Here is a 20,878-nt window from a genome sequence, read left to right as displayed (position 1 = left end):
GGGCATAGAGGGCACTTAGGGATGGAGGAGCAGCTTCAAGCCCGACGATTGGCGTGGATTGAAACTTTTCGAAGTCGCTCTCGGTGGGATCTCAAGCCAGGTTGGTATCGCGTAGGGGATCGTGATCGGTGGTCTCTGCTTCAAGATGATTGGGCTCAAATCCATCGACCCGACTGGGTTGCAAGGGGTTTATTGGTCTGGCCTCGAGGCGGAGTATGGCTGCAATTGCAGCAGGAGATCCTTTGTCCGGAAGATTGGAGACAAGCTCAAGCAAGTTCTTTGCGGCTGGTCTTGGGTTGGTGGGCTGATCAGATGCGGCTGTGGGTGGATGGTGTGTTGGTGCATGAGGGGGATCTGTTCGATACCACTTGTCGGTGGAGCCTTCCTGAATCGATCCCTTGGGAGCGACCTCTAACACTCTTGCTGGAGTTGAGGAGTCCTATTCATGACGATGGCGCGTTGATCAACAGTGAGTTGGTGCTGGAACCCAGGGCCGGTGCAGTGGATCTAGATCAGGTTCTGCTGCCTGAAGCGCTGGCGCTCTATTTAGAGGTGGGAGAGGTGTTGCCGGAGGCTTGGCTTGAGCTGGATCCGCACAGTCAGGAGGCAACCGTGGCTGTCGAACAGCAACTACGCAATGCAGCGCAGCCGCCGGGGCTGATCCATTGGATCGGCCATGCCCATCTTGATTTGGCCTGGCTGTGGTCAGTGGCTGACACTTGGCAGGCGGCAGAGCGCACGTTCCGCTCTGTGCTGCACCTGATGCAGCGATTTCCTGATTTCCATTTCAGCCACTCCTCGCCAGCTCTCTATCAGTGGGTTGAACATCACCGTCCAACTCTTTTTGCTGCGCTTCAGGATGCAAGTCGGGCAGGTCGTTGGGAGCCGATCAATGGCCCTTGGGTCGAGACTGATTGTGTGCTGGTGAGCACTGCTTCGCTTTGGCGACAGTTCACGCTTGGACAGCAGTACAGCCGATCAGCATTTCCGGAGTGGTCTCATCAGTTGGCCTGGCTTCCAGACAGCTTTGGCTTTGCCGCTGGTTTGCCAGCGGTAGCTACCCAGACAGGAATCCGTTGGTTCTGCACCCATAAACTGGCCTGGAATGCCAGTAATCCCTTCCCGCATCGACTGTTTCGTTGGTGCAGTCGTGGCCAGGCTGAGGTGCTAGCGCTGATGCTTCCGCCAATTGGCACTGATGGGAATCCGATGGCCATGCTTCGCGAGCAGCGGTCTTGGCAGGCGTCTACCGCTGTTGAAGAGGCTTTGTGGGTTCCGGGAGTTGGCGACCATGGAGGTGGCCCCACTGCAGAAATGCTAGAGCAGCTGCAGCTTTGGGAGGATCATCCTCAGGCTTTGCCCCAGAGGCCGGGCACAGTAAGGGCTTACCTTGTGACGCTTGAAGCTCATGCTGAGACTTTGCCGGTGTGGCGTGATGAGCTCTATTTGGAGCTTCATCGCGGTTGTGCGACGACCCGTCCCGATCAGAAGCGTCAAAACCGTCACCTTGAAAGGCTTTTGAGGGAAGCCGACCTGGCTATAGCTTTGCTGGCTTGCCAGCTTGGCGATAGGGCTGACGTTCCTGGAACCTCTGCATCTTCATTGCCAGATTGGCGGCCTTTGCTCTTTCAGCAATTTCACGACATCCTTCCAGGCACATCGATTCCTGAAGTGTTTGAGCAGGCTGTGCCGGTCTGGCGATCGTCATGTCGTGAATCAAGGCGGAGCCGCGATCAGCATCTGCAGCAGCTTTTTCGCAGTGGGGTGTCCTGCTCCGATCGATGCGATTCAGAGTCTTCGGGTGGGTGCTGGGTCTGGATGGGTCTACAGCCACTACAGCGTTGGTCGCCTGTGCTGAGATTGCCACGAGATCAATGGGGCAGCGCCGGTAGGCAGCTTCCATGCCAAGAGGCCAAGGGAGGCGGAACCTGGGTGCAGTTGCCTGTGCAGCAAGGGGTGACAGCCGTTCCGCTTCAGCGTTGTGTCAGTAAGGCCTTAGATGTTGTTGATGGCTTACCTGTTCGTGGGGTTGTGCAGATTCAGTCCCTTGACCAAGGCGGTTGGCGGATTAGTAATGGCCTTTTGCAAGCTGATTTTGGTGCCGAAGGCTTGCAGCAACTTTGGGATCGGAACGGGACACCTCAGTTGGCAGGACCTCTGATCTGGGGGCTTTTTCGCGATAGTGGCGAATTTTGGGACGCCTGGGATCTGGCGGCAGATTATCGCCAGCATCCATTGGCTCTGAACTGGAATAGTTCGATGGAGCTGGTGGAGCGCGGACCTCTTGTAGCGCGCTTGGTCTTGCGAGGTTGGGCTGGGAGCAGTGCTCTGCGCCTTGATGTGCAGCTGAGAGCTGATTGCCCCTGGCTCGAGCTGCGTCTAGGCGTGGATTGGCGTCAAAGTCATGAGCTACTGCGTTTGGAGGTTCCCCTGGCTTGCTCAGCGGTGAGATGGGCGGCGGATACCAGCGGTGGAGTCATTGAACGGCCTGCTGACGCTATGACGGCTAGGGAAAAAGCACGTTGGGAGGTCCCTGTGATCTCCTGGTTGGCGAGCGAGTCGGCGGCGCCGGGCGGTGGCCTTGCGGTGTTATTGGATGGGCCTCAGGGCGTTCATGTGTGCCCAGACAGGCTTGGTGTTTCTCTGCTTAGAGGGGCTACCTGGCCAGATCCCTCGGCTGATCGGGGTTGGCATCGTCAGCGATTAGCACTGATGCCTGTTCCCGATGGTTGGAGTCGGGAGGCTGTGCCTCAGGCAGCGTTGGCTTTTCGAGAGCCGGGCTGGTTGGGGCCTTCTGATCTCAAGGTGTCATGGTCAGGATTGCCGTCGCTGCCTTCAAAGCTGATTCCATTGGCTGTGACGTATGCCGAATTAAGGCAGCTGAAGCTCAGCGTGCTTAATGCCGGTGCAACACGCCAGTCTTGGGCCGTAGGGAAGACTTGGCGGGTTGGTAGCGCTCACGAGTCCTGTCTCGGCGAAGCGGTAGAGCTGAAGCCTGGAGAGTTGGCTGAACTATTGCTTGAGCGTGTCGATTGATGTGATCGTCAGTCTTCGTGTTCTTCAAAGGGGTCTTCGAGTTCTTTTGAGGGAGGACCAAAAGCTGTGTAGAGCCCGTATCCGGTCAGCCCGAAGGTGATGGTGACCATGGCAATGAGCAGGGAGTAGGTCTCGGAGGAGGAGTTTTCCATCACATCTCTCGACAGGATTAGTCCGTATGCGGACTATGACCATTACAGTAGGCATGCTTAATCACCATCCGAGACCGAAGCTCCGTTATGGCTCAAAGCACCCGTCTGGGAAATCTGATCAAATCTCTACCCGGCTACGCCCCTGGCAAGGTAGTGCCAGGTTGGGGCACTACCCCAGTGATGGCTGGGATCGGCTTCATGTTGCTGATTTTCCTGGTGACCATCTTGCAGATCTACAACCAGTCGCTTCTTCTCCAAAGCATCAGCTTTGAATAGATTGTCCTCGGCTCTGCTGGGCTGAGGCTCGCCTATGAATGTGTTCGGCATCGGTCTCCCCGAGATGGCGGTTATCGGCGCCATAGCCCTGCTTGTCTTTGGACCTAAACGACTTCCAGAGTTTGGTCGCACGCTTGGTAAAACCTTGAAAGGTTTTCAGGCAGCCTCAAAGGAATTCGAGCGTGAGATTCATAAAACGATGGCAGAACCTGAGTCCATCGAACAGGCTGCGACGGAAGAGTCCATGCAGCAAGACACCAATGCAATAGGTGAAACCCCTCAGGAGGCTAAAAACCCTCCCGCTAGCTGAGAGTGGTATGAGGCCGGGTCGTTTACGTCTATTGGTAGGCCTAGGTAATCCAGGCTCAAAGTATGTCGGTACCCGTCACAACATCGGCTTCATGGCCCTCGATAAGTTGGCTGCGCAGAAGTCAGTCAGTTTCAGGCCGCAAACAAAGTTCCATGGACTGATGGCGGAAGTGGCGGTTGGCTCAGAGAGGGTTCGATTGCTGATGCCTCAAACTTATATGAATGAAAGCGGTCGGGCGATTCGTGCAGCCATCGATTGGTTTGGCTTGGAGGTTGATCAGTTGCTGGTGCTTGTAGATGACATGGATTTGTCTTTGGGTCGACTGCGGCTTCGCGCCCAGGGAAGTGCAGGAGGTCACAATGGTTTGCGCAGCGCGATTCAACATCTGGGGACTCAGGATTTTTGTCGTCTGCGGATCGGGATCGGTGCTCCAGGTTGTACCTCTGAGGAACGAAGAGCTCGAACCGTCTCGCATGTGCTCGGGGTGTTTAGTCGGCAGGAGAGCCTCCTAGTCGATCAAGTGCTTGATGAGGTGCTGATGGGTTTGGATCTGATTCAGTGCCTTGGGTTGGAACGGGCAGGTAATCGTCTCAATGCTTTTCAACCGGAGGGTTGTTCTGCCTGCTGATGAGTCATTTGCCTGTCACCACGGCTCGCCTCTGTGTACACCGCCAAAGCTTTGCCGACCAACGCTTGGATGGGGAGGTCTCCGCTGGGGGGTTTCAGTGGCAGTTCAGCTGGGCTTTCGATCGGGGTGAACTGAAAGTGGAACCCTCTCTTGGGCGAGCACTGATTGAGGATGCTTTATTGCGCTTCCTCGTTAAGGCTGACTACCACCTTGAGCCTGGTGGGGATTATATGTTCACTGTTAGGGCCCGATTCTGAAGTTGGGTGGTCCGGCCCAAAGGAGTTGTTGCCCGAGGTGGTCTTCAAGCAACACCATTGCGGCTATGGCGTCTAGATGATGGGGAGGCAGGATCATTCCTCGGGGTAGCCAGCGGCGCCAGTTGCTTGGGGGCCATAGCTCCCAATAGCGATGGCGGGCGCGCAGTGTGCTCCCACGTTCTTCGACCACATGCAATGGGGCAATGTGCCGCAGAAGGTTTTGCCAGTATTCACTGCTGGTGCCGTTGCCGATCAAGATGCCTGCTAAGGGTGCTTGGTTTTGCCAATGCATGATGAGGTCGAGCACAGCGGCTGCGGCCACCACTTTCCCCTCAAGCACAGCATTTGTTGCTGTATCGGCAAGAACTAATCCACATTTATTGCGACCAGGATCTACGGCCACAAGCCTTGTCATGGTTTGTCTTCGGCAATCTTTGTCCAAGGACCACCCACGGGCTGCAGGACAACTGCTACCGGATCGGCTGTATCGCTGTTGCGGAGTGCCACGGCTTCTAGCTCAATCCGCTCTTGAGAACGGTTCAGTAATGCCTTGCCGAGCCGGTTCATCTCACTGCCATCGAACTGCAGTCCGGAACTGAGGGATCCGCGTCTTTTTACCTCTGCCAGAGTTGATGCAAGCAGGAGGCTAAGTCGGTTGCGCACGGTTTCGCTGCTCTTCTCGTTTTGGTCAAGAGTCGTTCGTGCGAGAACTTCGCCTTGTCGGACGATGTTGATATTTTGGCGAGCATCCGGGAAGGCATACACCACGTTCTCACCACGCAACACGTTTGCGGCAGAGCGCACATAGACCACCCAGGTGCCTGGCTTTCGGATGATCTGTTCGATGCGGTTGATGTCGGTGCGTGGCACGAGCAGGATCTGTCGATTGGCTTCTTCACCGGGACGTACGCGTCGAAAAGCCTCCAGGTTTGCTTCCTGAAGTAGGCGGTCGATGACGGCTTTCGCCTGGCTGGGGTTATCGAGCCGCAGGGTGGCTGCAGCAAGTTGCTGCCCACTGCTCAGCACAACATCCCCTCGACGTAAGGCAATGAGGTTGGTCTCGAGCTGCTTCAGTTCTTTTTCAGCCGCGCTAATCCTGCTGCGAACATTGGCTAGTTCAACTTCCGTTCGGCGGATGTCGGCATCTTTTTTGGAAATGTCGCGACTGAGACGAGCTCGTTCCGCCTCGAGCTGTTGTCTTTGTTTTTGTAGTGGTGCGAGTTCGTTGCGAAGGGCGGTAGCTCGCTTTTTGGCTTGCTTCAGTTCATTCTGAACCTGATTGCTGTCCGACCTGGCCTGCTTGAGATCCAGCTCGGCATTGAACTGGGCCGACCGACTTGAATTGAGGGCATCACGGCTTTGTTGGAGTTTGGCCTGAAGGTCATCCAGTTCAAAAAGTCCTACTCGCAGTTGTCGACTGACCAGCAGCATCAGTCCTAGGGACAGGGCGCTAATTAGGCTGCCAGTGAGAACGGTGATGAAGACGGCTGTCCTTCGCGGTCTGAGATTGAACAGGCTCAGCCTTGCTTTGCCTACACGGCTGCCAAGTCGATCGCCAAGGGTGGAGAGCACACCACCGAGGACGAGTAGGGAGAGGATCAGCAGCCAGCCGGTCACGACAATGGGCGGGTGGGATCAGGAATAGTGTCAACCCGTTTCACCATCCTGGACTGGGACGGGGATCAGTTGAATTTTTTAGCAAGGGCAATCGGATCAAGAACGGTGATTTTCTTGCGATCGATTTGCACTAGACCTGAATTGCGCAGGTCTCCCAACAGGCGAGTAATGGTGACGCGAGTGGAGCCGATTGCTTCAGCGATGGACTGATGTGAGAGGCGCAGGTCAATGGTGATTCCTTGTTCCCCTGGAACCCCGAAATCCCGGCAGAGGACTAGCAGGAAACTCACAAGCCTTGATGACATGTCGCGGTGAGTGAGGGTCTCGATCATGGTCTCGGTTTGCAAGATCCGACTTGAGAGACCCTGCAGCAGAAGTAACCCCACGCTGGTGTCGTTTTCGATCGCTTGGCGAACTGAGGTGGCTGGCGCTGTGATCATTTCGACTCGGGTGAAGGCTACGGAGTGATAAAAACGGTCCGAGCGATGGCCTGTGAGTAGAGAGAGCACTCCAAATAGGCTGTTTTCACGCAGCAATGCCACGGTGATCTCTTCACCAGATTCATAGACCCGAGATAGCCGAACCGCGCCGCGTCGAATGAGATAAACCTTTTCGGCAGGATCGCCAGGAAAGAAGATGGTTTTGGAACGCTCCACCATTTCGTTGCTGGCGCCATCCAGTTCACGGATGACTTCCAGCAGGGTTTTCTGGGGTGGAGCAGGCGAGTTGGCCATACTTCCTGACCCTTGAACATAGGGTTGCTGGGCGTAACGGCTGAAGCCGCGGATGACGCCGGCCATGGCTGCGCAGCAAACGGCAGAAATATGAAGTTAGGGAGTGGACCTCCACTACCATGTAGCAATGGTGACGGTTTTTAGTCTTCTTGCATTAATGCCGAGCGTTGGAAGGCTTGTAGATGTTGCAGGCCGGGTTCTGCCAGATTCAGCAAGTCGTTGAGTTGATTCCGGCTGAATGGAGCCCCTTCAGCGGTGCCCTGCAGCTCCAATAGGTGCCCATTGGAGCCCATTACCACGTTTAGATCCACATCAGCCCTGGAGTCTTCGCTGTAGTCGAGGTCGAGAAGGGGATAACTCTCCACTAAACCAACGGATACTGCAGCAACTTGCTCGATGACGGGTTGATGCGTGAGCAGCCCTTGTTCCAGCAAGCGATCGCAGCCTCGTTTTAAGGCAATCCAAGCGCCGGTGATGGAGGCTGTACGTGTGCCGGCATCGGCCTGAATGACGTCACAATCAATTCGCAGGGTGGTTTCCCCAAGAGCGGCCATGTCGATCACGGCGCGCAGGCTGCGGCCAATGAGGCGTTGAATTTCTTGAGTGCGTCCGGAAAGCTTGAGCAGTTCACGGTTCTGTCTTTGCGGGGTAGACCCAGGCAGAAGGCGGTACTCGGCGCTGAGCCAGCCTTTGCCTTGGCCTTTGCGCCAGCGGGGTACACCTTCTTCAACGCAAACACTGCAGAGCACTGAGGTGCGACCAGTGCGGATGATTAACGAACTGAGGGCAAAGCCCATTGGATCCCATGTGATCTGAAGGGGCCGCATCACGTCAGCAAGGCGGCCGTCAGCACGTGGCTGGGGGGATGTGAGCATCGTGCCGTTGGTGGTTGAGATGAACTGAGCCTGGCAGAAACAGGTGCTTTTACACCATGGATAGTGTCAAGAGCCTTGTTAAGCAGCTTTCCACCGCTACATTTGATTTCTGCTGGTTTTGTCGGGGCGATTGAGACTTTTATGACAGCCAGCCTGAGCCCTAGTCATCGCTCCGTGGATCCGTGCATGACGGACCATCGCTCGCAGGAGAGTGATGGGAGTCGGTCTTTGGCAGTAGTTGCTGATAGGCGTTTGCTGCATCTGGTAGCTCCTGAAGGGCAGCTTCAGGTTTATACAGCCCCCTATCGAGGCAGTTTTTCTGTTGTCTTGAGTCAGGCGTTAAGAGCGGCTGGGCTGGGAAGTCGTGTATTGGTGGCTCAGTTCCTCAAGGGAGGAGTAGACCAAGGCCCAGATGGGCGTGTGCGCCTATGTGGGCGACTTGAGTGGCTGCGCCCGGCGGTTCCTGGCTGTCTATCTGAGCCTGCTTCAAGGCTTGCCGTTGACTCCAGCGCGCCTGAGGCCGTGGAGGCCATTTGGCATGAATGTCGGGATCGCATCATGGCGAGTGATTTGGATCAAATGGTGTTGGATGAGGTTGGTCTGGCGATTGCTCTTGGTTATCTCGATGAAGCTGATGTGTTATCAACTCTGGAACAGCGCCCCGGCTCGATGGATGTCATCTTGACTGGCTCAGTCATGCCATCGATCCTGATGGCAATGGCTGATCAGGTCACTGAGTTGCGTCGTGGTTTCTAATGCTTAAAAACGATCGTTGGATCACCGAACAGGCCGCAGCAGGGATGCTTGAACCCTTTCAAGCCGGACTGATTCGACATCTTGATCCTGAGCAGCATCAACGGCCTGTACTCAGCTTTGGCTGTTCTTCCTTTGGTTATGACCTAAGGCTCTCTGCGAAGGAGTTTTTGATCTTTCGCCATGTACCAGGCACGGTGATGAATCCGAAGCGATTTAATCCTGCAAATCTCGAATCCACCCCTTTGCATCAGGACGAGGATGGCGAGTATTTCATCCTGCCGGCTCATTCTTATGGTCTCGGTGTGGCGCTGGAGAAGATGAAGGTCCCATCAAATATCACTGTCATTTGCCTAGGTAAGAGTACCTATGCCCGCCTTGGTATTATCGTTAATACAACTCCCGCCGAAGCCAGTTGGGAAGGGCATCTCACGCTTGAATTCAGCAATAGTTCTGGAGCTGATTGCCGTATCTATGCCAATGAAGGCATTTGTCAGCTTCTTTTCTTCGAGGGTGATCCCTGCGATACCACCTACAGCGATCGCCAGGGTAAATATCAACATCAGCCAGAACGCGTCACTCTCGCCAGGATTTGAACGAAAAAGATCTGTTGAATGCATGTCTGCTCTCAACAGATCTTTTTGATTTTGTAGACATTGATAGAGTGAAGCTACTGATCTCATCCCCCACGTATGTCAGACAAGCAGCCAAAATCCGCACCTCCTGAGGTGGAAGTTAATACCTCAGGTGATTATCTTGGTGGATGGGGACAGTTTGGCAACTCTTTTGTCTTTTGGGTGAGTGCTGTCGTTCTCGCTGCTTGTGTAGGAGTTTTGGCGTTCAGTATTAGCCTGCTTCAAGGTTAAAGATGAGATTTTTTGAAACTTAATTCTATGAGACGGACTTCTTTGCTGTTCAGGTTTTCTGCGGGCTTTGAAATTCTTGGTGGGATTTTTGCTCTTGTTCTGCCTGTTAAATTTTGTTCACTACTTTTTGGTTATACGCTAGTCACTGAACTGGTAGGTATTGCAAGATTATTTGCATTGGCAATCATTGCTCTTGGCTGGGCGTGCTGGGAAGTTTCCAGCCATGCGCCGATGCAAAATCCGAGAAGATCTCTTTGTTATTATAATATTGCTGTTGGCCTTTTGTTAGCGTCTATTGGTGTGAGTCAAGATTTAACTGGTGTTCTTTTGTGGCCAGGAGTATTTATTCATCTTGCAATAGGGATTTTGCTTTTGCCTGGCCTTACAAAACTAGAGATTTCCTAGCCAAGGGAATTGATTCTATTGATTTGGTTAAATGCCTAAATAGCTTATTCGCAAATTAGGCCGAGATATAAGAAGAATTTAGCTAGACAAGCAAACCTGCGATTGTTTAGAGATTGGGATATTGGGCCTAATCAGCTTTTAGAGCTAAGTTCAACAAGGTGTCTAAAGATCGCCTCAGCTGTTTAACTTATTGACCTTTCCTGTTGGCTTGCCGCATTCAGTCACTGTCTGCGAAGGAGAGCTGTCAAGCTGGAGTGTCTCTTGTGGCATTGGTGTTACTTCCAGTGAGAAACTGGGGTCGGCTAGCTAGGGAGCAGTGGTCATTCATCTAGTCTATTGGAGAGAATTTGTTAGCGATAAAACTACTGATAAGGAATAAGAAAGCACTTTAATTACTTCACTGAAGTAAGATTTATTTTCGCGTTATGGTCGATAGGCTGCTTGCGATACCTTGTTCTAGCCTTATGCGACTAGAGCTTTGGTCGCTGGACAATATTGATATTCTTCTTGATCTATTTAGTCGATATAATTATATTAGTTGATGGCTCAAGAGCTTCTGCGATGGCTCGTCATGTTATCGATATTTGCTTATTGACTGCTTTTAGATTAGCCATGGCTCATTGGCCTAATAGCCTCTAAATCGTTTTGCTTCTCTGTTCGTTCTTGTGATGCATTCAGGTTGCTGATAGCGCCTACACCGGCGAAGTTTGGTAGTGGTTGGTTTTGAATCAGAGCATCAGTTAATTGCTGTAGTTGTTCTTGAGTGCGTGCACCCAGTGAGAGACCCTGCAGTTTGCCTTTGTTATCAAAGAAGTTCAGCTGGGGAATGCCGTTGACGTCGTAGCGATCGACAAGGTCTTGCCAGCGGGGGTTGTCGACGTTTACCAGCACAACGTCGAGCTGGTCTTCCCTGTCACGTTCCGTTTTGAGCATGGCTGGGGCCATTTCACGACAGGCTTGACACCAATCAGCATAAAATTCGATCACGGTCGGTCGACCATTGGTGAGTGCGACATCTGGGTCGAGGGAGCGCCGTGCCAGTTGTTCGAGCGGTGCCTCAGCATTGAGGCCGCCCCGCAGCAGGAAAAGAACGACTGCTAATCCCAATGCTGTGAATAGCAGGATCAACCTTTGGCCTTGGCCGAGAGTGGAAGACGGGGAACTTCCGGTCATGATGGGCAAGATTCTCGATGCACTTTGGCAGGTCTGTTTTGTTGTTGTTGCTCGCTTCAATGGGCTAACTGGTCAGAAGTGAAGCGTCTTTTCACCATTCGTTGAGGCTGATGCAGATGCTGCGTCTCCTCGTTGTGCCCTTTCGTGCCCCCTCGTTGCTGTTGCTCTTTGGGGTGGCGGTCGTTATGGGCAACCATTGGTCGTTGCTTCAGTCTGAGCAGATAGACAGCCTCGGTATTGATGTTGAGCTCTTCTGGGTTGTTGAGCTCCTTCAGGCGGTCGTGTTGGTCGTGATTTGCACGATGCCGGATCTGATCTTGCGTCAGGTTTCCTTGCTGATGGCTGCCAGTCGTGCAATCAGTTTGCTGGTGGTTTTGTTGTTGGTGATCACCGCTGGCCTGTACCTACTGCACCTGAGCCTGCTTGCGGATGTTCTCATCCTTGCTTCTGCGATATTGCTTGCGCGCTTGGATCTCACTCGCATTCGTGTGGTTCCACCACCGGTTGTGATGGCGATTGCTCTGGGGTTGATTTTGCTTGGCGGGATATGGATTGGCCAGCAGATCTCTATGCCTTTACATCTCAGTCTCGCAAAGCTTTTTGCTGGATAGGCCTAAATAGCTCCAGAGGTTGCCGAGAACTTTTTTTGTATACAGGCGTGTCTCTGGGTAAGGGATTCGTTCTACCCAGAGCTCAGGGTCCGCAGCCAGTTCTGGGGTTAGCCAGTCGGCTACTGCAGCGGGCCCTGCGTTGTAACTGCCCACTGCCAGCCATGGATTGCCTTGCCATTGCTTCAGCAGCATTGCTAGGTAACGGGCCCCAAGTTCAATATTGGTTTCAGGAGTGGACAGCACTTGCTTGTTCAGAGGGCTATCGCTGAGTTCTGCCGCTGTTTCCGGCATCAGTTGCATCAGCCCTATTGCGCCTACTGGAGACTCCACGCCTGGCGAGAAGCGTGATTCTTGCTTTGCTATGGCCAGCAATAGTTCAGCTCGGACGTCACTGCGGTGACTCGCTTTTTTGATCTCAGGCCAAAAGCGATATGGATGTTGGCTGTGATGGAGCAGTTGGCGTGTGTGGCAGTCCTCTCCTACGAGTCGCAGGCTTGTTCGCCAGAGCTGACTTAGCCCCGTCCAGTTATCGCCGACGGCCATCCTGAGCCGCCCTTCCACCATCCTGGTGTTGGGATCATGTTGTGCGCGATCGACTTCAACCCTCAGAGTCCGCCACGTTTCCCAGGCCTCCATTGCGAGACCAAGTCGCCAGAGTTCGTCTACAAGCTTTTCTCCACTGCCTAGTGGGGTCCAGGATGGGAGCTCAGGGTTCGCAATTGATACGGGTTGCCCTTGCAGTGCAGGAAGATCAGCTCGACCAAGGCGTGCCTGGGCGCGCCAGGTGTAGTACCCATTGGGATGGGATCGGAGCAGCTTTTCCCAGATCTGGGTGGCCTCTCGATTGCGACCCTGTTTGGAGGCAGTGAATCCGATCCAGAACTGTTGCCTAGCGGCGAGGGGCTCCGGCAATTTTTGGCTTGGGATGCTTTCGAGAATCGATTGGGCCTTGTTCCATTGCTCTTTCAGCAGAGCGTCTCGGCTCAGATCCCATTGCAGTTGCCAGCTAGCAGGACTATCAGGCCAGCGTTGAAACACCTCGTCTGCTTGGATCCCATTTTCGAGGCGTACGCGGGCTGCCGCCACGCTGGGGGAACGATCAGCAAGGGCAGGCGGCAAGGACTTCAGCAGAGTCGCCTTCGGATGAAGAGGTTCACTGAGCAGGCTCACCGCTTCAAGGCTTTCAGCAGCCTTTGGATCATCTTGAGCCAGCTTCAAGAGCAGAGATTCGCCCTGGAGTTGTTCCTCCTTATTGCCTCGTAGCAGTGTCTGGCCAATGGCTAGGGCTGCTGCAGGATCAGGGGGTTGTTCTTGTAGGCAGCTCAGGGCTGTTCTGCCGTCGCCTAGTTGTGCAAGACCAAGGGCTAGTTCTTGTCGCTCTTGGTTTGAATGTCCGTTCCTTGCCGGAGCGCTGCAGGCGCTGCGTAGGACTTCTGCGGCACCTGGCCAGAAGACCCCCCAACGCGTGAGATGAATGGCTCTTTGATGGCGACTGTTGCTGGTATCCAGTTCAATTGCGCTGGCTAGTGCCGCTGGATGAGCAGGATGTTGCTGAAGGAGTTGCTGACGCAGTTCAGGGTTATGGCGCCCGAGGCTGTAATACGCATCAGCAGCCGTCGTCGTGTTTGGAAAACGTTTCAGCAGGCTTTGCCAAAGATGATTGGCCTTTGATTTTTCCCCAAGACGCTCGGCTGTTTGGGCTTGCAGCTTGAGGGCAACGGCTGCTAAGGGGCTGTTCCCCCAGCCTTGGCCGGCCAACAGCCTCTGATGCCTAAGGGTTGATCCTTTTGTCTTGCTCACGAGCAGCAATGAGGCATCTCGGCGTTGCTGGGGATCGATTGACCAGCGATAGGCCTGCCAGAGCTCTGTTTGCGACATTCTTGGCGTAAGTCGCTTGAGCTGTGGTTTTAAAAGGGCTTGCCCAGCGAGGCTTGCCGCCAAGCTGAGTAGGGCTGTACCTCCGAGTAGAGGGAATCCGCGAAAGGGGCTCGCGATCACGCCAGAGCAGAAACTGTTGGCATTCTGTGGTGATGAAGTTCAGTTGTGTGATGCAGTCTTCGCAAGGATTGATGCCGCTTGCTCAGGCTCACCGCTCTGAGTGTGCATCCGTTGCGGAAGCGGCATGATTCGTTGAGGGATTGTGCTGGCTTTGGCCCATGCCGTTGTGGCCTTGATGGATTGTGGCTTTGGTTGTGGTTTGAAGCGTGCCTGAACCCGTTACTTGGCTCTGGGCTCCCATGCTTTTGGCGTTGAGACTGTCTTCGATCATGTCCCCTCTCGCTTGAGTCTCAGGCGCATGCCCTTTAACCTTCAATCCACTTTTGAGACCTGATGGTCTTTGCTGCTCTTGACCCCTTAGGTGTTCCCCTCGGGACGGCCCAGGCCAGCTTCGGCACAGATGGCATTCGCGGTCGGGTCGGAACGTTGCTGACGCCTGCGTTTATTTTGCAGGTGGGCTACTGGTGTGGTCAGGTGTTGCCTGATCAAGGCCCGGTGTTGATCGGGATGGATTCCCGTAGCAGTGGGGCCATGGTGGCCTCGGCATTAACGGCTGGTTTAACCGCTGCAGGGCGGGAAGTGTGGACCTTGGGCTTATGTCCCACCCCAGCTGTGCCTGGATTAATTCGCAAGCTTGGTGCTGCAGGCGGTTTGATGGTTTCAGCAAGTCATAACCCACCTGAAGACAATGGCATCAAGGTGTTTGGGGCCGATGGTGCCAAATTAAGCCCAGCAAAGCAGGGTCTCATCGAAGCGGGGCTTCGCGGCGAGGCCATTGGTGACAAAGGTCGACCAACGATCACGAGTTGCGGCCCTGCTTATCAGCGCAACGAGCTTCTTAGCCACTATCGCGATGCCCTGCTTGCCTCAGTGCTGCATCAACGCCTGGATGGCGTGCCCATTGTGCTTGATCTCTGCTGGGGAGCGGCAACAGCCTGTGGTGCTGAGGTGTTTGCGGCCCTTGGGGCTGATCTCACTGTGTTGCATGGTGAACCGGATGGCAGGCGCATCAATGTCGGTTGTGGTTCTACCCAGCTCGAGCCGTTGCGTCGAGCTGTGATTGAGCGCGGCGCGATCATGGGCTTTGCCTTTGATGGGGATGCTGATCGGATGCTGGCTTTGGATGGACACGGTCGCGTCGTCGATGGTGACCATGTGCTCTACCTCTGGGGATCAGACCTTCAGGATCGGCAGGCTTTACCTCAACAAAGGCTTGTGGCCACGGTGATGTCGAATCTCGGATTTGAGAGGGCTTGGCAGCAAAGAGGTGGGGTTCTTGAACGCACGCCGGTAGGTGATCAGCATGTCTATGCCGCCATGGTGGAGAGCAATGCTGCTTTAGGTGGTGAACAGTCTGGCCATATCCTTTCAGCAGCTCATGGCCTTTGTGGTGATGGTGTGCTCACTGCTTTGCAGCTTGCCACTCTCTGTCATGGCAGGGGGCTGAGTCTTGGTGAGTGGTTGGATCAGAGTTTCCAGGCGTTCCCACAAAAGTTGGTCAATGTGCGCGTTCCTGATTTGGAACGACGTATGGGTTGGCAGCATTGTGAGCCTCTGCAGGAGGCGGTCTTGGCGGCAGAAGCAGCCATGGGTGAAGATGGCCGAGTCTTGGTAAGGGCGAGTGGAACGGAGCCGTTGTTAAGAGTGATGATTGAAGCGGCGGATTCTGCTGCCGTGGAGTTCTGGACAGCACAGTTGGCCGACCTTGCCGAGCAACACCTCAATCGGGGTTGCGTTTGAGTTGGCGAAGTGCAAGCTGCAGAGCACCATCCAGAGCATCCCCCTGGCCTTTGATCCAGCTTGCAGTAGGCAGTCGCTTGGCAATGGCTTGCTCGATCAGCTCGCGAAAGGGTTGTAGATGTTCAAAGGCTCCGCCGTTGCCACAGATCTTGGGAGCCGATAACTCAAGGCTTTGGGCAACTCCTGCGATCGCTTCGGCGATGCAGTGGGCTGATTGTTCAAGGATTGCGATGGCATCCTTATCGCCTACCTGAGCTTCTGCAACGACGAGTGGGGCGAGTTGAGCAAACCCGGCAGCACCGAAACTGGGCTGCACAACAAGGGCTTTGATAGCTGCTGCCGATGAGCAATTGAGAGCGCGCCAGAGTTTCTCGCGTAGAGGTCGATCGGGGATACGGCCATCGGCCATGCGCAGGCTGAGCTGTAGCCCCTTTTGTCCGAGGTTTTGAGCTGAGCCACCCTCATCAAGTAGCCAACCCCAGCCGCCACAGCGTTGTTCTTTTCCTTGATCGTTTCGCCCGATGCAGATCATGCCGGTGCCACTGATCAACACAATGCCTGCGTCTTGGGGGAAGGCCCCATGCAGGGCAATGCGTTCATCCCCAGTTGCTAGGCATTGGTTTGATGGGATGTTTAGACAACGCGCGAGCAAGTGCTGCGCTTGCTCTTGCAGTGGGGTGTCATGTTCTATTCCGCTTGCTCCGACGGCCGCTGCAGAGATCAGAGCTTTTTCAGATCTCAATCCAGCATTGCCGACAGCCTTGCTGAAGCTGCTTCGCAGTGCTTTCTCAAAGTGTTCTTCACCGTCAGAGGCGTGCAGGTGAATGACGCCGCTGCCGAGGCCCTCTGCAATCGGCAACCATTGATTTTGATGCCAGCGGCTTAGGCGGCATCGGGTTTGTGTTTGGCCTGCATCAAAGCCTGCAAGGAAAAGGCCGTTCACTCTGTCTGTTGGAGTTGCTTTTGTTCTGGCTGTGTTTGGGCCAGTGTGGCGAGGCAGAACCAGCCCACGAGTTGAACCTCAGGTCGAAAAAAAATGGTATCTGTGATGCCATGAACCGCAAGCCCAGCGATGGCGGCCAGGCTTGCTAGAGCGGGGAGGGCCAGCGGATGATTTGAGTTGAGGCCAGCGAGGCCCTTGCGCATGCCGGTAATTACTAGAGCGAGACTTGCCATGAGGCCAGCCAGTCCGGTTTCTACAAGGATTTCCAGGGGAACAGAGTAGGCACTTAGGGCGTTGAATTTGGGCTGTTGAAAGAGCGGATAGATCCTGTTGAAGGCAGCGTTGCCAGGGCCAATACCCAGCCACGGGCGTGCCTGAATCATTTCAAGGCTTGATAGCCAAACGTTGATGCGGAAGTTGTTAGAGCTGTCACTTCGCCCTGCGATCAAGCTTGTGATTCGGGTGCGGATGGGCTCAATCTGGGTTGCGGCTATCACCAGCATGGCTGTGCCTAAAACAATCACGATTAGGGGCAGCAGACGACGCCAGACGAGAGGCCAGTGGCTGGTACTGCGCAACAGCAGCAGCACCAAAATCACAGCTAGAGCCGAAAGCATGCCTAGCCATCCACCGCGGCTGAAGCTGAATAGGGTTGCTGTGATACCAAGCCCTAGAGCGACCATCGCGTAAAGCTTTGCTCCCAAGCCTTGCCATCTCAGTAGGGCTACTAAGGCCAGCGGCAGGATGGGCATGAGATAGCCGGCTAGCAGGTTGGGGTTACCAAGCGGACCATAAATTCGCACTGTCCCTGCAGCCACTGAATTGGGATCTGCCCAGTGGGCCATTTCCTCAGCAGGGGCATAGAGCTGCCTGATTGCGATCACAGAAGAGATCAGTTCGCCGGTTAGGAGGGCAGCCACCAGGCGATCCCACCAGTCGCTACTGGTGGCTAGTAGCTGTCGCATCAGTGCGTACACCCCCAGGTAGCTGATGAGTTTGATCAATCCTTTGGCAGCTGCTAATGGAACGGGTGAGAACCCTGTGGCGAGACATGCAATAGCGAAAAACACAAGTAAACAGCTACTGATGCTTCCAATTCGGCCAGCTGGTGTCACGCAGCCCCAGATGATCCATAACGCTCCGGCCGCGAGGATTGTTAGTCCAAGTCCGGTTCGAGTCAGCATGGGCAGGGTTGCTAGGAGCATCATCAACAGCAACCCCGCAATCCACTGCAGGCGCATTTGCATCGCCTCAGAGGAGGGAATGTGTCCCTGCCAGCGCAGTAGAAGGGGCTGTGGGGCCGCAGTCTTAGGCATCAGCAGTCGCTATGTTCTTCTTTACTTGGATTATCGACCTGTTGCCATAAAGCTTCGAGGTTGGACAGTTCAGGAGCTTGTTGGTCGTTGCGTTGGTAGAGCCTGCGGTAAACCTGTAGGCCCTGATCGAGCACATAACGTTCTCGCTCCGTCGGCACGGGCAGTGGGTTGGCCTTTTGCCAGGCATGGGAATCATTTTTAGGACGCTCGAAACAGTTGCTTTGTTCAATCAGCATCACCATCGGCTCGATAACAGACAGCACATCACTCTGGATAAAGAGTTCACGGCCTGGTTGCAGGGCTGTTGCTAAGGCGATTAACAGGGAGGGTTGCAGCACCCTGCGCTTCTGATGACGACGTTTAAACCAGGGGTCTGGGAACTGGATGGACACCCATTGCAGCTGATCTCTAGGCAGGGCATCAAGCCACTCCTCAAGGCTCACATTGACGTTGCAGAACAAGAAGCGGAGGTTGTCGAGTTCGAGTTCTTGGCGATCCCTTTCCGCTGAAAGCACAAGCGGGTGGCGAATCTCAACACCCACATGATTCCACTCTGGTTGAAGTGGAGCCAGGCTTAACAGGAAGCCACCTCGAGCACAACCGATGTCGAGATGGAGAGGGCGGCTGGATTGCGCAAACATTTCTTCCGGGCTTGGCAGTGGCCTTGGAAGTTGGAAGAAACGGCTGAGAGGATTGACGTGCTGGCGCACACTTAGACCGATTTGGCTGGTTCCGAGGAAGAGGGGTCATGCCTAAGCAAACCCCAGCAGGCCGTGTAACCGTGAATGTGGGTAGCGCCAACGCCTCCGGCAGGGCCGATTTCACCGTTGCAGAACACTCCAGCGATAGGTAGTTCTGCCATCAGTTTGCGTGCGATGTGTACATCACCATTGGGTACGCCGTAGAGGCCATGTCCTCGCCCGAGGCAAGCCATTAATAGGCCGAAGAGAGGGGGGCTGGTATTGCGCTCTCTTGCGGCACCGAGCAGTAGCTCAGATTCTTGCCGTGAGGCCTCAGCTTCCCGCAGCTGAAATTGCACGTTTTGGCCAGCTCTTATTTGCTCGGCGACGGCAACGGCACCATTCTTGGGATCTACTCCGATCAGGTTCCTCACCAAAAAAGCTCCTTGAGGCTGAGGTGCTCCGGTTCCTGCTAACACCAGATCGCGTCGTTCTATTCCTAAAAAAAGTGAATGCCGGACCATCTCTCGTTCTTCTTCTGAGAGATCATCTAACACGCGTTGTAGGCAGGCCATCGGACTGTCCCGCTGGTTTTCGTGACTGAGCTCCAAAAGAATATTTTTTTGCACCTGTTCAATGGCGAACACAGGACCAATCGGTTTGCAACCCTGTGCGACCACGACTTCCAGATTCCAGTCGCCCCCAAAGCTGCAGCCAACGGCGCCCATGACAACGCGGTCGTCAAAGAACAGGGAGCCATGAGGGGCATTATGAGGGCCGGCAATGCCACCGAGTTTGGTCGTGGTTGGGTAGGCGTAATCCAGGCCGCTAATGAGATCATTGATTGAGCGTGAGCTGGGATCCACAAGCAGCAACATGCTGCGGGCATTGAAAGGATCAGCTCCAACCCATTCTTGCCAGTGCTGAGCTGGTCCATCTAGGTCTGGTAATGACTGGGTTTCAAGGTAGAAGGGCTTGAGAATGGCTCCTGGCAGCTGCAGCATGGTGATGCTGAGAGCAGGTTCTTTTTCGAGCTCTGAGGCATTCCCTTTGGCTGTGGTGCCAATCACGCCTCCACCGGCACACCCCAACCAGTGGGTTGCTTTCAGTCGACGCTGCAATAAAGGCAGCAATCGCTGTAGATCGCTGGCGTAGTGGGTGGAGGCAAAGACGAGTGCTAGATCGGCCGAGCTGCCCCCCGCCAGGGCTGCCGCCACCTCGTTAACCGCAGCTTCAAGGGAAGGTTGGCTGGACAATGCCGTTCGGCAGCTGGCCTGGGATGAGCTGCGTCTGAACCAATTGAGCGGAGAGAAGGGCTCCATGAATTGGACCCTAACAACACTGACGGAACTCAGGCCAGCATTGATAATGACGCCTTCACGAACCTCCTAAGTGCCTGAACTCCCCTATCGCACTCTGGTCTGGCTGACCTACCGCCTTGCGGCAATGTTTGCACTGGGCCTGCCATTTGTTTTGTTGATCTGGGCTTCGGTGCGTCGGGAGGCTTCGATGGTGCGTTTACTGACCATCTATTGGAAGATTGCCAGTTTGCTAGCCATCAGCGTGCTGTTGCTGACCGATCAAAGGCCTATTGGTTATCTGACGACCTTTTTGGCACCCTTGTTGATGGTGGCTTCAGTTTGGTTTTGGGTAGACCTTAATGAGGAGCTTGCCGATTTACCCCCCTGGCGGCCTCTGCCATTAACGGTGCGTATTTGGCGCTGGGCTCTGAGCGGATTCGGTCTAATGGCCGCGGCTATGGCGTCAACCAGTCTTGCTTGCGTCAAGGACGTTGCAGGGGCTAATTGTCGCGTCTGGCTTGAGGCTCCGCAGGGGTTGCATCGGGTTGCGGAGCGACTGTTCGATTTCGTTTTCGGTGGACAGTGGACCGAAGCGGTCGCCGCATTTATTGGTTATGTGGCCTTGGTGGCTTATGTCGTGGGCTTGCTGCAGTGGCTCCTGGTGCGACTTCCCCGTCAGGGTCGGGTTGCTGGTGAATTCTGACCCTATTGCCTTTGATGCGATAGAGGAGCTGTGAGCAAAATCACCTCAGGTCTTGCGGCGCGTCAACACAACACAGAGAACTTGCAGAGAAGCTATGTGCATCGAGGACAGGTTGTCCTCACAACCAAATCAGGACAATGACATTCGACAAAGCCGAGCTGATTACCGACAAGTTCTTTACGCTGATTGCTGCAATTTGTATTGCTGCGGTTATCTGTGGATCACCTTCCGCAGAAGCTAATACAAATTCGAATGCAGGCCTTTTAGAGCAGGCGAGCAAAGAAGAGACATCTTTTCTATCTGGTTTGCCTGACGTTGACCCTATGCCATTGCCGGATTCTGCTACTGGAGCTTTTTGATGGAGGCTTGATCATTGAATCCACTGCGCGATTGAATGATTTTTTGGCACCCTTTCGATGCTTTGAGTTTTGCTTTTTCAAGCAGAATGTTCAATGACTGCCGTTCTGGATGCGTGTGTGCTGCTTGTGAGCTGATGTCATCACC

25 protein-coding genes are annotated in these 20,878 nt (G+C 54.5%); 13 read left to right on the top strand and 12 right to left on the bottom strand.

Translation table 11 applies throughout. From position 1 onward, the window contains the following. Nucleotides 1-21 precede the first annotated feature (21 nt). Nucleotides 22-3,036, top strand: a complete 3,015-nt coding sequence (locus tag AKG35_RS09850; RefSeq protein ID WP_041384681.1) for an alpha-mannosidase — start codon at nt 22-24, stop codon at nt 3,034-3,036. An 8-nt stretch (nt 3,037-3,044) separates the two neighbouring features. Here the strand turns inward: AKG35_RS09850 and psbN are convergent, their stop codons facing one another. After that, the gene (gene psbN / locus AKG35_RS09845) at nt 3,045-3,188 is read right to left on the bottom strand and encodes a photosystem II reaction center protein PsbN (RefSeq protein ID WP_011827045.1); all 144 of its coding nucleotides are present in this window, start codon (nt 3,186-3,188) and stop codon (nt 3,045-3,047) included. 87 nt (nt 3,189-3,275) lie between these two features. Between psbN and psbH the strand changes: the two genes are divergently transcribed. Genes psbH through AKG35_RS09825 form a run of 4 tightly spaced genes read left to right on the top strand, consistent with a single transcriptional unit; the run spans nt 3,276 to nt 4,659 of the window. Next, on the top strand, nt 3,276-3,464 hold the full coding sequence (gene psbH / locus AKG35_RS09840; protein ID WP_011131204.1) for a photosystem II reaction center phosphoprotein PsbH: 189 nt from the start codon (nt 3,276-3,278) through the stop codon (nt 3,462-3,464). Nucleotides 3,465-3,498: 34 nt separating this feature from the next. Then, a complete protein-coding gene (locus AKG35_RS09835) occupies nt 3,499-3,774 on the top strand; it encodes a TatA/E family twin arginine-targeting protein translocase (RefSeq protein ID WP_011131203.1) in 276 nt (91 codons plus the stop codon). Nucleotides 3,775-3,781: 7 nt separating this feature from the next. Continuing rightward, nucleotides 3,782-4,402, top strand: a complete 621-nt coding sequence (gene pth / locus AKG35_RS09830) for an aminoacyl-tRNA hydrolase (protein ID WP_011131202.1) — start codon at nt 3,782-3,784, stop codon at nt 4,400-4,402. Then, a complete protein-coding gene (locus tag AKG35_RS09825; RefSeq protein ID WP_011131201.1) occupies nt 4,402-4,659 on the top strand; it encodes a DUF3146 family protein in 258 nt (85 codons plus the stop codon). The genes pth and AKG35_RS09825 overlap by 1 nt, the downstream gene beginning before the upstream one ends. Here AKG35_RS09825 and AKG35_RS09820 read toward each other — a convergent pair. The 4 genes from AKG35_RS09820 to rph form a co-directional block, all read right to left on the bottom strand. Then, on the bottom strand, nt 4,643-5,074 hold the full coding sequence (locus AKG35_RS09820) for a resolvase (RefSeq protein ID WP_236069589.1): 432 nt from the start codon (nt 5,072-5,074) through the stop codon (nt 4,643-4,645). The genes AKG35_RS09825 and AKG35_RS09820 overlap by 17 nt on opposite strands. After that, entirely contained in the window at nt 5,071-6,276 is a 1,206-nt protein-coding gene (locus AKG35_RS09815; RefSeq protein WP_011131199.1) for a DUF3084 domain-containing protein, read from the bottom strand. The genes AKG35_RS09820 and AKG35_RS09815 overlap by 4 nt, the downstream gene beginning before the upstream one ends. Nucleotides 6,277-6,341: 65 nt before the next feature. Further along, complete coding sequence (gene ntcA, locus AKG35_RS09810; protein ID WP_041384680.1) at nt 6,342-7,076, bottom strand: global nitrogen regulator NtcA; 735 nt, start codon at nt 7,074-7,076, stop codon at nt 6,342-6,344. 74 nt (nt 7,077-7,150) lie between these two features. Beyond that, entirely contained in the window at nt 7,151-7,885 is a 735-nt protein-coding gene (gene rph / locus AKG35_RS09805) for a ribonuclease PH (protein WP_011131197.1), read from the bottom strand. 141 nt (nt 7,886-8,026) lie between these two features. Between rph and AKG35_RS09800 the strand changes: the two genes are divergently transcribed. The 4 genes from AKG35_RS09800 (at nt 8,027) to AKG35_RS09790 (ending at nt 9,909) form a co-directional block, all read left to right on the top strand. After that, nucleotides 8,027-8,641, top strand: coding sequence for a cob(I)yrinic acid a,c-diamide adenosyltransferase (locus tag AKG35_RS09800; RefSeq protein WP_041385217.1), 615 nt, complete (start codon nt 8,027-8,029; stop codon nt 8,639-8,641). Then, on the top strand, nt 8,641-9,234 hold the full coding sequence (gene dcd, locus AKG35_RS09795; protein ID WP_011131195.1) for a dCTP deaminase: 594 nt from the start codon (nt 8,641-8,643) through the stop codon (nt 9,232-9,234). The genes AKG35_RS09800 and dcd overlap by 1 nt, the downstream gene beginning before the upstream one ends. Before the next feature lie 96 nt (nt 9,235-9,330). After that, complete coding sequence (locus AKG35_RS13035; protein WP_155724711.1) at nt 9,331-9,504, top strand: hypothetical protein; 174 nt, start codon at nt 9,331-9,333, stop codon at nt 9,502-9,504. A gap of 12 nt (nt 9,505-9,516) precedes the next feature. Further along, nucleotides 9,517-9,909 (top strand): hypothetical protein, encoded by a 393-nt coding sequence (locus AKG35_RS09790; RefSeq protein WP_011131194.1) that lies wholly within the window; start codon nt 9,517-9,519, stop codon nt 9,907-9,909. 606 nt (nt 9,910-10,515) lie between these two features. On the opposite strand, the gene AKG35_RS09785 is transcribed toward AKG35_RS09790, so the two are convergent. Further along, a complete protein-coding gene (locus AKG35_RS09785; RefSeq protein ID WP_011131193.1) occupies nt 10,516-11,082 on the bottom strand; it encodes a thioredoxin family protein in 567 nt (188 codons plus the stop codon). 116 nt (nt 11,083-11,198) lie between these two features. On the opposite strand from AKG35_RS09785, the gene AKG35_RS09780 reads away from it, so the two are divergent. Next, nucleotides 11,199-11,693 carry a hypothetical protein gene (locus AKG35_RS09780; protein ID WP_011131192.1) on the top strand — a complete coding sequence of 165 codons (495 nt, stop codon included), beginning with the start codon at nt 11,199-11,201 and terminating at the stop codon, nt 11,691-11,693. Here the strand turns inward: AKG35_RS09780 and AKG35_RS09775 are convergent. Together AKG35_RS09775 and AKG35_RS09770 are read right to left on the bottom strand one after the other, a co-directional pair. Then, on the bottom strand, nt 11,658-13,691 hold the full coding sequence (locus tag AKG35_RS09775; protein WP_011131191.1) for a lytic transglycosylase domain-containing protein: 2,034 nt from the start codon (nt 13,689-13,691) through the stop codon (nt 11,658-11,660). The two genes, AKG35_RS09780 and AKG35_RS09775, sit on opposite strands and share 36 nt — an antisense overlap. Nucleotides 13,692-13,779: 88 nt before the next feature. Next, nucleotides 13,780-13,962: a hypothetical protein gene (locus AKG35_RS09770; RefSeq protein ID WP_041384678.1), complete on the bottom strand. Its 183-nt coding sequence runs from the start codon at nt 13,960-13,962 to the stop codon at nt 13,780-13,782. 62 nt (nt 13,963-14,024) lie between these two features. Between AKG35_RS09770 and glmM the strand changes: the two genes are divergently transcribed. Further along, the gene (gene glmM, locus AKG35_RS09765) at nt 14,025-15,431 is read left to right on the top strand and encodes a phosphoglucosamine mutase (RefSeq protein WP_011131190.1); all 1,407 of its coding nucleotides are present in this window, start codon (nt 14,025-14,027) and stop codon (nt 15,429-15,431) included. Here glmM and AKG35_RS09760 read toward each other — a convergent pair. From AKG35_RS09760 to AKG35_RS09745, 4 genes are read right to left on the bottom strand one after another with little or no spacing between them, the layout of a single operon-like run. Next, complete coding sequence (locus AKG35_RS09760) at nt 15,412-16,374, bottom strand: N-acetylglucosamine kinase (protein WP_011131189.1); 963 nt, start codon at nt 16,372-16,374, stop codon at nt 15,412-15,414. The two genes, glmM and AKG35_RS09760, sit on opposite strands and share 20 nt — an antisense overlap. After that, nucleotides 16,371-17,690, bottom strand: a complete 1,320-nt coding sequence (locus AKG35_RS09755) for an IctB family putative bicarbonate transporter (protein WP_011131188.1) — start codon at nt 17,688-17,690, stop codon at nt 16,371-16,373. The genes AKG35_RS09760 and AKG35_RS09755 overlap by 4 nt, the downstream gene beginning before the upstream one ends. After that, nucleotides 17,690-18,400 (bottom strand): tRNA (guanosine(46)-N7)-methyltransferase TrmB, encoded by a 711-nt coding sequence (gene trmB / locus AKG35_RS09750; RefSeq protein ID WP_011131187.1) that lies wholly within the window; start codon nt 18,398-18,400, stop codon nt 17,690-17,692. The genes AKG35_RS09755 and trmB overlap by 1 nt, the downstream gene beginning before the upstream one ends. Before the next feature lie 2 nt (nt 18,401-18,402). Continuing rightward, nucleotides 18,403-19,692 carry an FIST signal transduction protein gene (locus AKG35_RS09745; protein ID WP_011131186.1) on the bottom strand — a complete coding sequence of 430 codons (1,290 nt, stop codon included), beginning with the start codon at nt 19,690-19,692 and terminating at the stop codon, nt 18,403-18,405. Nucleotides 19,693-19,762: 70 nt separating this feature from the next. On the opposite strand from AKG35_RS09745, the gene AKG35_RS09740 reads away from it, so the two are divergent. Together AKG35_RS09740 and AKG35_RS09735 are read left to right on the top strand one after the other, a co-directional pair. Then, nucleotides 19,763-20,374 carry a DUF3177 family protein gene (locus AKG35_RS09740; RefSeq protein WP_011131185.1) on the top strand — a complete coding sequence of 204 codons (612 nt, stop codon included), beginning with the start codon at nt 19,763-19,765 and terminating at the stop codon, nt 20,372-20,374. 137 nt (nt 20,375-20,511) lie between these two features. Then, the gene (locus tag AKG35_RS09735) at nt 20,512-20,733 is read left to right on the top strand and encodes a hypothetical protein (protein WP_041384675.1); all 222 of its coding nucleotides are present in this window, start codon (nt 20,512-20,514) and stop codon (nt 20,731-20,733) included. Nucleotides 20,734-20,878 lie beyond the last annotated feature (145 nt).

It is taken from the genome of Prochlorococcus marinus str. MIT 9313 (assembly GCF_000011485.1).
Classification (GTDB): domain Bacteria; phylum Cyanobacteriota; class Cyanobacteriia; order PCC-6307; family Cyanobiaceae; genus Prochlorococcus; species Prochlorococcus marinus_D.
Note: the sequence above shows the minus strand (reverse complement) of the source record. Positions and strands in the feature narration are given on the sequence as shown.